At 56.9% G+C, this 13,645-nt stretch carries 16 protein-coding genes; 7 read left to right on the top strand and 9 right to left on the bottom strand.

The genetic code is table 11. The features are described 5' to 3' along the window. Positions 1 to 13 precede the first annotated feature (13 nt). On the bottom strand, positions 14 to 844 hold the full coding sequence (locus tag O1722_RS15460; RefSeq protein ID WP_033486329.1) for an N-acetylmuramoyl-L-alanine amidase: 831 nt from the start codon (positions 842 to 844) through the stop codon (positions 14 to 16). Next, on the bottom strand, positions 841 to 1,164 hold the full coding sequence (locus O1722_RS15465; protein ID WP_033486330.1) for a heavy metal-binding domain-containing protein: 324 nt from the start codon (positions 1,162 to 1,164) through the stop codon (positions 841 to 843). The genes O1722_RS15460 and O1722_RS15465 overlap by 4 nt, the downstream gene beginning before the upstream one ends. Positions 1,165 to 1,261: 97 nt before the next feature. Between O1722_RS15465 and O1722_RS15470 the strand changes: the two genes are divergently transcribed. The 6 genes from O1722_RS15470 (at position 1,262) to artJ (ending at position 5,787) form a co-directional block, all read left to right on the top strand. Further along, positions 1,262 to 1,780 carry a lipoprotein gene (locus tag O1722_RS15470; RefSeq protein ID WP_015571007.1) on the top strand — a complete coding sequence of 173 codons (519 nt, stop codon included), beginning with the start codon at positions 1,262 to 1,264 and terminating at the stop codon, positions 1,778 to 1,780. Between the two features lie 226 nt (positions 1,781 to 2,006). Beyond that, positions 2,007 to 2,735, top strand: a complete 729-nt coding sequence (gene artP, locus O1722_RS15475) for an arginine ABC transporter ATP-binding protein ArtP (RefSeq protein ID WP_006809439.1) — start codon at positions 2,007 to 2,009, stop codon at positions 2,733 to 2,735. Positions 2,736 to 2,753: 18 nt separating this feature from the next. After that, positions 2,754 to 3,485, top strand: coding sequence for an arginine ABC transporter substrate-binding protein ArtI (gene artI, locus O1722_RS15480; protein WP_006174322.1), 732 nt, complete (start codon positions 2,754 to 2,756; stop codon positions 3,483 to 3,485). A 6-nt stretch (positions 3,486 to 3,491) separates the two neighbouring features. Beyond that, positions 3,492 to 4,208 carry an arginine ABC transporter permease ArtQ gene (gene artQ, locus O1722_RS15485; RefSeq protein ID WP_003858367.1) on the top strand — a complete coding sequence of 239 codons (717 nt, stop codon included), beginning with the start codon at positions 3,492 to 3,494 and terminating at the stop codon, positions 4,206 to 4,208. After that, positions 4,208 to 4,876 carry an arginine ABC transporter permease ArtM gene (gene artM, locus O1722_RS15490; RefSeq protein ID WP_003858369.1) on the top strand — a complete coding sequence of 223 codons (669 nt, stop codon included), beginning with the start codon at positions 4,208 to 4,210 and terminating at the stop codon, positions 4,874 to 4,876. The genes artQ and artM overlap by 1 nt, the downstream gene beginning before the upstream one ends. Positions 4,877 to 5,055: 179 nt before the next feature. Further along, a complete protein-coding gene (gene artJ, locus O1722_RS15495) occupies positions 5,056 to 5,787 on the top strand; it encodes an arginine ABC transporter substrate-binding protein ArtJ (RefSeq protein WP_015571008.1) in 732 nt (243 codons plus the stop codon). 76 nt (positions 5,788 to 5,863) lie between these two features. Here the strand turns inward: artJ and O1722_RS15500 are convergent, their stop codons facing one another. Together O1722_RS15500 and O1722_RS15505 are read right to left on the bottom strand one after the other, a co-directional pair. Continuing rightward, entirely contained in the window at positions 5,864 to 7,333 is a 1,470-nt protein-coding gene (locus O1722_RS15500) for a sensor histidine kinase (protein ID WP_033486332.1), read from the bottom strand. Further along, positions 7,317 to 8,024, bottom strand: coding sequence for a response regulator transcription factor (locus O1722_RS15505; protein WP_022650690.1), 708 nt, complete (start codon positions 8,022 to 8,024; stop codon positions 7,317 to 7,319). Before O1722_RS15505 ends, O1722_RS15500 begins: the two co-directional genes overlap by 17 nt. A 428-nt stretch (positions 8,025 to 8,452) precedes the next feature. Between O1722_RS15505 and O1722_RS15510 the strand changes: the two genes are divergently transcribed. Beyond that, the gene (locus O1722_RS15510; protein WP_033486333.1) at positions 8,453 to 8,902 is read left to right on the top strand and encodes a hypothetical protein; all 450 of its coding nucleotides are present in this window, start codon (positions 8,453 to 8,455) and stop codon (positions 8,900 to 8,902) included. A gap of 90 nt (positions 8,903 to 8,992) precedes the next feature. Here O1722_RS15510 and rlmC read toward each other — a convergent pair whose 3' ends face one another. Genes rlmC through potG form a run of 5 tightly spaced genes read right to left on the bottom strand, consistent with a single transcriptional unit; the run spans position 8,993 to position 13,642 of the window. Further along, a complete protein-coding gene (gene rlmC, locus O1722_RS15515) occupies positions 8,993 to 10,123 on the bottom strand; it encodes a 23S rRNA (uracil(747)-C(5))-methyltransferase RlmC (protein ID WP_033486334.1) in 1,131 nt (376 codons plus the stop codon). Between the two features lie 40 nt (positions 10,124 to 10,163). Beyond that, a complete protein-coding gene (locus O1722_RS15520; RefSeq protein WP_085929694.1) occupies positions 10,164 to 10,661 on the bottom strand; it encodes a YbjO family protein in 498 nt (165 codons plus the stop codon). Positions 10,662 to 10,703: 42 nt separating this feature from the next. Further along, the gene (potI, locus tag O1722_RS15525) at positions 10,704 to 11,549 is read right to left on the bottom strand and encodes a putrescine ABC transporter permease PotI (protein WP_003858378.1); all 846 of its coding nucleotides are present in this window, start codon (positions 11,547 to 11,549) and stop codon (positions 10,704 to 10,706) included. After that, the gene (gene potH / locus O1722_RS15530) at positions 11,546 to 12,499 is read right to left on the bottom strand and encodes a putrescine ABC transporter permease PotH (protein ID WP_017693731.1); all 954 of its coding nucleotides are present in this window, start codon (positions 12,497 to 12,499) and stop codon (positions 11,546 to 11,548) included. The genes potI and potH overlap by 4 nt, the downstream gene beginning before the upstream one ends. 9 nt (positions 12,500 to 12,508) lie before the next feature. Continuing rightward, entirely contained in the window at positions 12,509 to 13,642 is a 1,134-nt protein-coding gene (potG, locus tag O1722_RS15535) for a putrescine ABC transporter ATP-binding subunit PotG (RefSeq protein ID WP_033486335.1), read from the bottom strand. Between the last annotated feature and the right edge of the window lie 3 nt (positions 13,643 to 13,645).

Genomic DNA, 13,645 nt, shown 5'->3' on the forward strand with positions numbered 1-13,645 from the left:
GTAATCCGAAGGCTTACCCCTGTCCGTATTTCTCTAAAAGTGCTTCAGCAATCGCCATGGTTTCAACATCTGCAACGCCACTCCATAACTGCGGACGAAAATGCATCTGGAAAACCATGATGATGCGTTTTTGCTGTTCGGGCGTACTGTTTTCTGGCACCTCGTAACCGTAGCGCGCCAGCAAATCGAGCAGTGCTGCGGTATCAACCTGCTGATAATGCGGTCGCCCGTTGATATAAAAATTCACGCGCCCCGGATCGGGCCAGGCTCCGATACCCTGCTGCGCCAGTTCGCGCCAAGGAAACAGTGGCCCAGGATCGTCTTTACGCTGCGGGGCGATATCCGAGTGTGCCACCACGTTCTGCGGTTTAATGTCGTAGCGGGCGATGATGTCTCTGGCAAGCGGGATCAGCGCCGCAATTTGCCCCGGTTCGAAGGGGGTAAAGGTTTTCACGTCACCGGTTTTCCGCCAGCCGCGGTTTTCCAGCTCAATGCCGACGGAGGTATCATTTATGCGGTTGGTGCCACGCCAGAAGCTGATGCCCGCATGCCAGGCCAGTTCGCTCTCCGGGACCAGCTGCCAGATACGCGGTTTGCCCTGCGGAGCTGGCGGCTTTGCGGGGATGAGATAGTGAGAGCTGACGTTTTTATCGGTCAGGGTCGCAAGCGAGGTGTCGAAATCATCGGCGGTGTAGTGAATAACCAGCACCTTTATACGCGGGTAGGTCGCCTGCGCCTGATGGCGCGTATCCAGCTCGTACGCGCCTTTATCAACAATGCCCTCTTCCGAGGCGCATCCTGCCAGCAACATCGCCAGCAGGAGGGTTGAGAGCGAACGCTTCATCGACGGGTCTTCACCGCCGTGCCGCTTACGCTCACCATTAGCATGCTGGCATCTTTCCCGACCGTTTCGTAGTCGATATCAATGCCTACCACCGCATCCGCGCCCAGCGCTTTGGCCTGCTCGCCCAGCTCCTTAAAAGCAATCTCGCGCGCCTTACGCAGCTCTTTCTCGTACGCGCCGGAGCGACCCCCGACGATATCCCGAATGCCGGCAAAGAAATCGCGGAAAATGTTTGCGCCCAGAATCGCCTCACCGGTGACCACGCCGCAGTACTCGGCAATCGGTTGACCTTCCAGGGTTGGCGTTGTTGAAAATTGCATACTTTCTCTCCTTCTTTAGCGTTCAATGCGTTAGCGACAGCATTATCGGTTCGTTACGCTATGATTGAAAGGATAGTTAATAAATAAGGAAATCAACATGCGCTACTCTGCTTTAACGCTTTTAGTGCCATGCGCGCTGGTGCTCAGCGCCTGCACAACGCCGGTCACGCCAGCCTTTAAGGATATCGGAACCCGCAGCGGCCCTTGTATTGAGGGTGGCCCGGATGCCGTGGCGCAACAATTTTATGATTACCGTATTCAGCATCGCGGTAATGACCTGACCGCCCTGCGCCCGTACCTGAGCGATAATCTGGCGAAACTGCTCACCGACGCTTCGCGCGATCCGCAGCACAACGCCCTGCTGTCATCCGATCCGTTCTCCAGCCGCGCCACGCTGCCGGACAGCGCCGACGTCGCCAGCGCGTCCACCATACCGAATACCGACGCACGCAATATTCCCCTGCGCGTGAAGCTCACCCAGGGGACGCAAACCTGGCAGGATGAGGTGCTGATGATCCGTGAAGGCCAGTGCTGGGCAATAGACGATGTGCGCTACATTGGCGGCAGCGTTCATGCCCCGGCGGGCACCCTTCGCCAGTCGATCGAGAACCGCTAACGCCTCCGTTCAATAAACGTTAACCCCGTAAAATGTCCGGCATTTCCTGCGGAATGCCGACATTTATACTCGCCCCCCTTTCCCGTCGCTATTTTGTGCTATGTTTAAGAGGAAACACGGGTTATATTTAACTTTTAACGCAGAAATATTGCATAACTATTCTGTCAACGGTACTATCTGCGGCCTCAATTGCTATAGATTGCCTGGATGAGTAAAGACTGCCCCGATGAGTATTAAACTAAACGGCATTAACTGCTTCTACGGCGCACACCAGGCGCTGTTCGACATTACGCTGAGTTGCCCGGAGGGCGAAACGCTGGTTTTGCTCGGCCCAAGCGGCGCGGGAAAAAGCTCCCTTCTGCGTGTTCTTAATCTGCTTGAAATGCCCCGTTCGGGGACGCTGGCCATCGCCGGTAACCATTTTGACTTCGCGAAAACCCCGTCTGATAAAGCGATTCGTGAACTGCGTCAAAACGTGGGCATGGTTTTCCAGCAATACAATCTCTGGCCGCATCTGACGGTGGTGCAAAACCTGATTGAAGCCCCGTGCCGCGTGCTTGGCTTAAGCAAAGACCAGGCGATGGCGCGTGCGGAAAAGCTGCTGGAACGTCTGCGTCTGAAACCGTACAGCGACCGGTATCCTTTACACCTCTCTGGTGGTCAGCAACAGCGTGTGGCGATCGCCCGTGCGCTGATGATGGAGCCGGCGGTGCTGCTGTTTGACGAGCCAACCGCGGCGCTGGACCCGGAAATTACCGCCCAGATCGTGAGCATTATTCGTGAGCTGGCGGAAACCAACATTACCCAGGTCATCGTGACCCACGAGGTGGAAGTGGCGCGCAAAACCGCCAGCCGCGTGGTTTATATGGAAAACGGGTATATCGTTGAGCAGGGTGACGCGAGCTGCTTCACTAACCCGCAAACCGATGCCTTCAAAAACTACTTATCACACTAATGTGTTAGGGAAATTATAATGAAAAAAGTATTGATTGCCGCGCTGCTTGCTAGCGTCAGCCTTTCCGCTACCGCAGCCCAGACCATCCGTTTCGCCACTGAAGCGTCCTACCCTCCGTTTGAATCCATTGATGCGAACAACAAGATTGTTGGCTTCGACGTGGACCTGGCAAACGCCCTGTGTAAAGAGATCGACGCGACCTGTACCTTCAGCAACCAGGCGTTCGACAGCCTGATCCCAAGCCTGAAGTTCCGCCGTATCGACGCCGTAATGGCCGGAATGGACATCACTCCGGAGCGAGAAAAGCAGGTTCTGTTCACCACCCCTTACTATGACAACTCGGCCCTGTTCATCGGTCAGAAAGGTAAATACGCCTCCGTTGACCTGCTGAAAGGCAAGAAAGTCGGCGTGCAGAACGGCACCACGCACCAGAAATTCATCATGGATAAGCATCCGGAAATCACCACCGTGCCGTATGACAGCTACCAGAATGCGAAGCTGGACCTGCAAAACGGTCGTATCGATGCGGTGTTCGGGGACACGGCTGTTGTGACTGAATGGCTGAAAGCGAACGACAAGCTGGCCGCCGTGGGTGACAAGGTGACCGATAAAGACTACTTCGGTACAGGTCTGGGTATTGCCGTACGTCAGGGCAATACCGAGTTGCAGCAGAAATTCAACGCTGCGCTGGAAAAAGTGAAGAAAGACGGCACCTACGAAACCATCTACAAAAAATGGTTCCAGAAGTAATTCCTGATGAATGAAATTTTTCCTTTAGCAAGCGCCGCCGGGATGACCGTCGGCCTTGCCGTTTGTGCACTGATTATCGGCCTCGTACTGGCGATGTTCTTTGCGGTGTGGGAGTCCGTTAAGTGGCGCCCTGTCGCATGGCTCGGTTCAGCGCTGGTGACTGTGCTGCGTGGACTGCCGGAAATTCTGGTGGTCCTGTTTATCTATTTCGGCTCCTCACAGCTGCTGTTAACGCTGTCGGACGGCTTCACGATTAATCTCGGCTTTGCGCAGATCCCGGTGCAGATGCAGATTGAGAACTTCGACGTCAGCCCGTTCCTGTGCGGCGTGATTGCGCTCTCCCTGCTCTATTCGGCCTATGCGTCACAAACGCTGCGCGGCGCGCTGAAAGCGGTACCGCAGGGTCAATGGGAATCCGGCCAGGCGCTGGGTCTGTCGAAAGCGGCGATCTTCTTCCGCCTGGTGATGCCGCAGATGTGGCGTCATGCCCTGCCAGGGCTGGGTAACCAGTGGCTGGTACTGCTGAAAGATACCGCGCTGGTGAGCCTGATCAGCGTGAACGATTTGATGTTGCAAACAAAAAGTATCGCCACCCGTACGCAGGAGCCGTTTACCTGGTACATCGTCGCGGCGGCTATCTACCTGGTGATCACGTTGCTGAGCCAGTACGTTCTGAAGCGTATTGATCTGCGCGCAACGCGTTTTGAACGGAGACCAGGCTGATGCTGGATTATTTACCCGAACTGATGAAAGGGCTGCACACCAGCCTGACGCTGACCGTCGCGTCTATCATCGTGGCGCTGATCCTGGCGCTGATCTTCACCATCGTCCTGACGCTGAAAACGCCGGTGCTGGTGTGGATTGTACGTGGCTACATTACGCTCTTCACCGGAACGCCGCTGCTGGTGCAGATCTTCCTGATTTACTACGGCCCGGGCCAGTTCCCGTCGTTACAGGAATATCCGGTTATCTGGCATCTGCTCTCTGAGCCATGGCTCTGCGCCCTGATTGCCCTCTCCCTGAACAGCGCGGCCTATACCACGCAGCTGTTCTACGGCGCCATTCGCGCGATCCCGGAAGGCCAGTGGCAGTCCTGCGGGGCGCTGGGCATGAGCAAGAAGGATACGCTGGCGATCCTGCTGCCTTATGCCTTTAAGCGCGCCCTCTCTTCCTATTCCAACGAAGTCGTGCTGGTGTTCAAAAGTACCTCTCTGGCCTACACCATCACCCTGATGGAAGTGATGGGCCACGGACAGCTGCTGTACGGACGCACCTACGACGTGATGGTGTTCGGTGCGGCGGGTCTGGTCTATCTGGTGGTCAACGGTCTGCTGACCCTGATGATGCGTCTTATCGAGCGTAAGGCGCTGGCGTTTGAGCGCAGAAATTAATCGACTTAATGCATAAAGCTGTTTTCGTAGTGCGGGTAACCTGATGGGTTACCCGCTTTTTTTTATGCATTAAATAATATTTAATCATATTTATTGCATATAAATTCATTGAGTGGCATTGTACATCCATGCCGCAGACACGGCGCATAATGACAAGATTGACAGACGGGAGCATTACAATGAAAAAGTTAGTTCTGGCCGCATTACTCGCAACCTTCGCCGCTGGCGCATCCGCCGCCGATAAAATCAATTTCGGCGTTTCTGCCACCTATCCGCCGTTTGAATCGCTGGATGCCAGCAACCAGATCGTCGGCTTCGACATCGACCTGGCGAAAGCGCTGTGCAAGCAGATGCAGGCCGACTGCACCTTTACTAACCACGCATTTGACAGCCTGATCCCGTCCCTGAAATTTAAAAAGTACGACGCGGTGATCTCCGGCATGGACATCACGCCAGAGCGCAGCAAGCAGGTCGCGTTCACCGACCCGTACTACGCGAACTCTGCGGTGGTGATTGCGAAGAAAGGGGCTTATAAATCTTTCGACGAGCTGAAAGGCAAGCGCATCGGCATGGAGAACGGCACCACACACCAGAAATACCTCCAGGACAAGCATCCTGAAGTGAAAACCGTGGCCTACGACAGCTACCAGAACGCCATTATCGACCTGAAAAATGGCCGTATTGATGGCGTATTTGGCGACACCGCGGTCGTGAATGAGTGGCTGAAAACCAACCCGCAGCTGGGTACAGCGACGGAGAAAGTGACCGATCCGCAGTATTTCGGCACTGGCCTCGGTATTGCCGTGCGTCCGGATAACAAGGCTCTGCTTGAGAAACTGAACGGCGCGCTGAAAGCGATCAAAGCTGACGGCACATACCAGAAAATCAGCGAGCAGTGGTTCCCGCAATAACCTTTTTTGCCGGGTGACCTGGCCTACGGGGGTGGTCTGTAGGCCGGGTAAGGCGAAGCCGCCACCCGGCAATTTCTTAAAGCGGCACAAAGAACCTGAACCGTGCCCCGCTCACGGACTCCATCAGCCTGATCCCCCCGCCGTGCAGCTCCAGCATTCTTTTCACGATTAACAGCCCTAACCCGCCCCGGTGCTCCCGCGAGGCCTGTGGATTTAACGCTGACGGACGCTGGAACAGATCGTCCCGTAATGCGGCATCAACACCCGTTCCGCTGTCGGCCACTTCAACCTGTAACCGGTCGTTCTCCTGCCACACCGCCAGACGAATGTCTCCACCTGCTGGGGTATGGCGTATCGCATTATCCAGCAGATTCGTCACCACCCGTTCAATCATGGAAACATCGGCCAACACCTGCGGCAGCGGACCCGGGACGTCAATGTGCAGATTTAACTCACGCGTGCGGGCAGCGAGTTCAAACTTTTGCGCCACGTCGGAAATCAGTTCAGCCATGGCAAAACGCTCGCGCTGGGGCTTGATGCCGCCGTGCTCAAGACGCGCCAGCTCGAACAGCTGCTGCGACAGATGGCGTACCTTTTGCCCCTGACGCAGCGCGGTAGCGAGGTACTGCTGATGCTCCTGCGGCGACAGCGTTGCGGATTTCAGCGACAGCGTTTCCAGATAACCCAGCAGCGACGTCAGCGGGGTGCGTAAGTCGTGCGAAATGTTGGCGATAAACTCCCGGCGCTGGCGGTCGCTGTCGGCCAGCCGATCCCACTGAGAGGTGATTTTGCGCGCCAGCTCGATAAAGGTATTGCGCAGGATCGCCACTTCATCCTGGCCGGCAGGCTCAAGCGGCTGGGCCGCCAGCTGCTTAATCGCGCTGATGCTGTCCTGCTCCAGCCCGGCCACGTCCAGCGTGAGCTCTTTAACCGGGCGCGTCACCCAGTACCAGAGCAGCAACCCCGCCAGCAGACCAAACAGCGCCACCAGCAGCATCGACCATAGCGCCGTACTCCAGAGCGCTTTGTGCCAGGCCATATCCGCCAGCGCGTTGGACTCCTCCCCCTGCAAAATAATGTACAGATACCCCTTCAGCTCACCGTCCTGCCGCAGCGGGGTGGCGCTGAAGACTTTCTTATTCTGGCTTCGGGGATCGTCGCCAAACACCGGCATCACCGTCCCGCTGAGGAAATTCTGTATCGGCACGAGGTCAATTTTTTGCCGCTGAATGTGCCCTGGCGGGGCGGCATCGGCCAGGATATCGCCATCTGGCGAGACAACATACAGCTCGACGCTCGGATTAAAGGTCATCAGCCGGTCGAACAGCGGTTTTAAGGCGCTGCGATCCACCCTGCCCTGCGCATCCACAATCGCTTCCCGCTGCACAATCTGCTGCGCCAGCCCGCCGGAGAGCCGCTGCACCATCGCATTGCCGTACTGCATGCTACTGTAGAGCTGCACCGCACAGGCGACGGTGGCGCAGAGCAGCAGTAACGCCGTAAACAGCAGCGTCAGGCGCTGGCTCAGGCTAAAGCGACGCATCATGATTCTGCTCCGCAAATTTGTAGCCTTTGCCCCAGACGGTGCGAACGATCTCCGGCTCGGCGGCATCTTTCTCTATTTTAATGCGCAGGCGGTTAATGTGGGTATTGACGGTGTGTTCGTAGCCTTCGTGCTGATACCCCCATACCTGCTCCAGCAGTGCCAGCCGCGAAAAGACCTCTCCGGGATGGCGGGCAAAGAAATAGAGCAGTTCAAATTCGCGCGGGGTGAGATCGACGTGTTGGCCGTTAAGGCGCACGGTGCGCGCCAGCGGATCGATAGTCAGTCCGTGCGCCTGAATAATGCCGTCCGTCTGCGCCTGGCCCATCGCCTGCTGACGGCGAAACAGCGCCTTAATGCGGGCAATCAGCTCCTGCACCGAGAAAGGTTTTGCCAGATAATCATCCGCCCCGGTTTCCAGGCCGGTAATACGGTCAGTTTCACTGCTGCGGGCGCTAATGATGATAATGGGCAGGTAGCGGGTCATCTGGCGGATACGGCGGCAAATCTCCAGACCATCAACATTCGGCAGCATCAGATCGAGGATCACCGCGTCCCACGGCTGTGTTTCAAGACGCTGTAAGGCGTTGCCCCCGTCGGGCTCGTGGGTAATGGCGTAGCCTTCATCTTCCAGATTAAGACGCAGGAGTGCCGCGATATCGTGGTCGTCTTCTACCAGCAGGATCTGCTTCATGGGTAAGCCTTCAATCATTTGTTATGACGTAAGCTTACCTGATTTCGAGCGGGGGAAGAGTTCACATTTTGTTGAAGATTTGGAGGTTAACAAACCACACAACCGGTCTCCTCTGTATTTTCTGAAGCAGCCTCGCAGGATTTAAATTCTCCTTTCCCCCCTCTTTTTATTAAGGTTTTACCGGCGTATGTTCAGCTCACACCAGCAAAATCTGGTGTCGGGATTGGCATCCTGCATAACATACTGACGGCGTGAGACTTTTTTTACGCTGTGCGTCCGGTTACACTTCAATGGTGAGTCGGACGAGGGCGCTGAAAAGCGCGCCGGTTCTCAGTATGTCCGGTTATGCCAACCTCGTTCGACTCCGCCACCAAAGAAAATTGGCATTTTCAGTGGCGGTGACAAACCAACATACTGAGGATGTTTATATGTCGATCGTCTCGCCTTTTTCAGACACACTTCTCACCCTTCCTGTTAATCACAATACCGATTTCACCGATCTGGCCGACAACTGCCAACGCTACTGTGAAGCACTAGTTGAAGAAATCGATCCTGCCAGAAAAATCGCGCTCTGTGGCCGCCTCGCCACCTGTCTTGCCTTGCTCCGCCCGATGCTGCTTGAACCTGTGCCGGAGCATTTGTATGAACGATTAACGGTGGATGTTTTACCAGAAAGCGAACCTGTATTCAACGCAGAGCCTGATCAACTGTGCCGTTATTGTGAGGAGATTACGCAACTCTTAATAGGGGGAGTACTTGCGCCGGAGTCAGCCCGCGTGATGGGTGATCTGCTCTTTGAGCTGACAGGCTATTTTGCCGACCAATTGAAAGCGCCACGCTGGCTTAAAACAGAGGCGGGAGTCGCATTCATGGGTTGAGCAAACAAAGCCGGGTGGCGGCTACGCCTTACCCGGCCTACTCCGGATCGTAGGCCCGGTAAGCGCAGCGCCACCGGGCGATGTTGAGGATTAACGCGTTTTCACCAACAACGTCAACACTTCATAATGGGCGGTATGGGGGAACATATCGAAAAGCTGAACGCGCGCAATGCGGTAGCCCGGCAGGCTGGCGATATCCTTCGCCATGGTCTGCGCGTTACAGCTGGAGTAGACAATGTACTCCGGCGCCATCTGGCTCAGGTAGTCGCAGAGCGCCTGGCCGATACCCCGGCGCGGCGGGTTCACCAGCACCAGCTCCGGCACGTTGCCCTGTCCGGTGGCGAACCGGGTCGAGTCTAGCGCCTGGAAGTGCAGATTCGTCAGCCCCAGCTCTGCGGCGGACTGCTTCGCGCAGGCAATCGCTTCGGCGGAGATCTCAATTCCGGTGAGCTGCATGTCTGGCGTGGCACAGTGCAGACCAAAGCCGCCGACGCCGCAGAACAGATCCCACATGTGATGAACCTGTAACGCACGCACCCAGTCGCGCGCGGTGGCGTACAGCGCGCTGGCGACGGTGGGGTTAGTCTGAAAGAAGCTTTGCGGACGGATCCACAGCGGCACGCAGTTAAAGCTCTCCGCCAGCGCATGCTGTTCGGTGAAGAAAATCTCTTTCTCCCCTTCCATGATCGCCATATGCACCGGCTGAATATTCGCGGTGATAACCTTGAGCTGCGGAAGCTGTTCCTGCAACCCCGGAAGCGCCGCGCGCAGCTGCTCCAGCTTGTTTTCCGAACGCAGCACAAAGCGCAGCATCATCCCGCCGTCGATCTGGCTTTCGGTCAGCAAAAGGTATTTCAGCTCGCCGCGCCTGCGGGCAACGTTATAGGGCGTTAACCCCGCCCGGGCGATAAACGGTTTCAGCGCGCTAAACACCGGCTCAAACGAGGCGGGATACAGCGGGCAGTCGGTTAAATCTTCCGGGGTGCCGTCGCGGTGCAGCATCCCCAGCAGCGGCTTTTCAACGCTGCCGCTGACCACCATTTTGGCTTTATTGCGAAAGCCCTGTTCCGGGCCACTGACGGGTGCGCACCACTCGCCCACCGCATGTGCTGTCAGCAGCTGTTGCAGGTCGGCCATTTTGGCGGTGAGTTGTTGAGAGACCGGCTGTTCTATCCACTGACAGGAGCGGCAGCGTCCGGCGTCATAGAGTGCGCACTGCATATGAAAACCTTAAGAAACACGAGGGCTGCGATTATACACATTATTGCAGGCGGAAGAACCGCCGACTGGAAGCCGGGAGATAAAGCAGGCAGAGCACCAGCATATCCGGCAGTTTTTGCATCACCAGTGAATGGAAAATCTCGCGTCGCGACTCACCGGGTATGCTGAACAGCTCCGGATAGCCATAGCCCAGCGAGGCGGCCCACAGGTAGCCTGCGGCGGTGATCTGCGTAAGCAGATACACCCAGCGCGCCCAGTTACGTCCTTTCACCAGCGAGAACGCACAGTAGATCTCAATAAACACCAGCATCAGGCTGCTGAGAAACACCAGCGTCAGATTCCACGTCTGCGCGCTGCGGTGAATAAATTCCCCCATTCCGCGCGGACCCAGCGTGTTCATTATCATCAGCACATCCAGGCAGCGGATCATAATAATGGCGAGCGCCGCCACCTGCACCAGTGCAGGGACGTTCGGACGAGCGTGCGAATGACGTGTTTTTTGTAAGAATCCCAATGTTTTTACTTCCCTGAAAAACAGTGCCGCGTCATACGCGGCACATCACTGGAAATAGTAATTCCTTCAGCCGCGTCTTGCACGCTGGATATCGCGCACACGCTGTTTTTCCGCGCGCGCCATCAAATACCAGGCGATAAATCCGACAATTCCGACCACGCCAAGGATGATGGAGGCCAGGGCGTTGATCTCCGGATTCACCCCCATCCGCACGCTGGAGAAGACCAGCATCGGCAGCGTCGTCGCGCCCGGCCCCGACACAAAGCTGGCGATAACCAGATCGTCGAGCGAGAGCGTGAACGCCAGCAGCCAGCCGGAGATCACCGCCGGCATAATCATCGGCAGCGTGATGATGAAAAAGACCTTCAGCGGCGTTGCGCCGAGATCCATCGCCGCCTCTTCAATGGAGCGATCCAGCTCGCGCAGCCGCGAGGAGATCACCACCGCCACATACGCCGTACAGAAGGTGACATGTGCCAGCCAGATGGTGAGCATCCCGCGATCCGCTGGCCAGCCGATGGCGTGCGCCAGCGCGACAAACAGCAGCAGTAGCGACAGGCCGGTGATGACGTCCGGCATCACCAGCGGGGCGGTGATCATAAACGCGAAACCATTCGCCCCGCGGAAACGGCCAAAGCGCACCATCACCAGCGCGGCGATAGTGCCCAGCACGCAGGCCATCGTCGCCGCCAGCGCCGCAATGGTCAGGCTCAGCCCCACCGCGCTCATCATCGCATCATCGTGGAACAGCTCGCTGTACCAGCGCGTGGACCAGCCCGCCCAGACGGTGACCAGCTTAGAGCTGTTGAACGAGTAGATCACCAGCATCAGCATTGGCGCATACAGGAAGGTAAAGCCGATAATCAGGATCGCAATTCGCCACGGGGAGCGTACTACCGGTAAGTTGTTCATCCGTGGTCTCCCATCTGTTTCTGCTGATGTTTGTGGAACCACATGATCGGCACGATCAGCAGCAGTAACATGACGATCGCCACCGCCGAGGCCACCGGCCAGTCGCGGTTATTGAAGAACTCCTGCCACAGCACGCGGCCAATCATGATGCTGTCCGGGCCGCCGAGCAGTTCCGGGATCACAAACTCCCCGACCGCCGGGATAAACACCAGCATCGACCCGGCGATGATCCCGCCTTTGGTGAGCGGCACAATGACGCTGAAGAAAGTCTTCAACGGGCGTGCGCCGAGATCCAGCGAGGCTTCCACCAGCGAGTAATCGATTCGCGTCAGCGCCGTATAGATTGGCAGCACCATAAACGGCAGATAGGCATAGACAATCCCGATATACACCGCAAGGTTGGTGTGCAGGATCGTCAGCGGCTGGTCGATGACCCCAAGCCACAGCAGGAAGTTATTCAGTATGCCGTTATTCTTCAGGATCCCCATCCACGCGTACACGCGGATCAGGAACGACGTCCACGACGGTAAAATGACCAACAGCAGTAAAATATTTCGCGTCGACGGCTTGCTGTGCGCCACTGCCCACGCCAGCGGGTAGCCCATCAACAAGCAGCAAATCGTAGAAATAGCCGCAACCTGTAACGACTGCAAATAGGCTTCGAAATAGAGCGGATCGTCGGTCAGTTGCAGGAAATTACCGAGGTTTAAGGTCAGCGTCAGCTGCCCGTCGGCCCACTCCCACAGATCGGTATACGGTGGGATCGCCCGCGCCATCTCCGCCAGGCTGATCTTAAAGACGATCAGGAACGGCAGCAGAAACAGCAGGATCAGCCAGATATAGGGCATGGCGATGACCAGCTTGCGGCCATGCGCCATCTGCATGCGCGCCAGCCAGAGCGCGAAACCGCCCGGTTTTTTGACGCGGGCTGGAGGTTCAAGTGTGCTCATGACCGCTCCTTATACCGTCAGGACTACGCAACTGTCCGCATCCCAGCAGAGGCTCACTTCGTCGCCCCAGGTTGGCTGTCCCTTGCGATACCGGTGTTCGTTCTGTAACTGGGCGCTGAGCATCTGGCCGCTTTTCAGGCGCACATGGTAAATCGACAGATCGCCGAGATAGGCAATGTGTACCACTTCGCCCACGGCAAAGTTATAGCCATCGGCGGGCGGCTCATCGCAAAGCATGATTTTTTCCGGGCGCAGGGCAACGTAAACCGGCACGTTGTCCACCACGGAGTTATCAGAATCAACCTTCAGCGGGTGCACCAGCCCCGGCGATTCAATCACCAGACCGTCTTCCTGGCGTTCCTTCAGTAGCCCTTCGAAGACGTTTACCGAGCCGATGAACTCCGCGCTGTAGCGGGTTGTCGGGTGTTCATAGATCTCTTCCGGCTCGCCGATCTGCACGAACTTACCGCGATTCATGATCGCAATGCGCCCGGCCATGGTCATCGCCTCTTCCTGATCGTGGGTCACCATCACGCAGGTCACCCCCACGCGCTCGAGGATATCCACCACTTCCAGCTGCATCCGGTCGCGCAGCTTTTTATCCAGCGCGCCCATCGGCTCGTCGAGCAGTAATAATTTTGGACGCTTCGCCAGACTTCTTGCCAGCGCCACGCGCTGACGCTGGCCGCCGGAAAGCTGATGCGGCTTACGCTTCGCAAACTCCTGCATATGCACCAGGCTCAGCATCTCTGCCACGCGCGCGGTGATTTCGGCTTTCGGCAGTTTGTCCTGCTTCAGGCCGAAGGCGATGTTCTGCTCAACGGTCATGTGCGGGAACAGGGCATAGGACTGGAACATCATGTTTATGGGCCGCAGGTACGGCGGCACGCTGGAGAGGTCTACCCCATCCAGCACGATCTGCCCGGCGGTAGGCTGTTCAAAGCCTGCCAGCATACGCAGCAGTGTGGATTTGCCGCAGCCCGATGCGCCGAGCAAAGCAAAAATTTCACCTTTGTAGATCGTCAGGCTGACATCGTCCACGGCATGCTGGCCGTCGAAGGATTTGGTGAGGTTACGAATTTCAAGAAGCGGGGTCAGCGCTTTACGGACTTTCGCCTGCGGGCGGGGGATCGCGTCATTCACGGG

This window comes from Enterobacter cloacae complex sp. HYC003_NIDB (genome assembly GCF_056673375.1).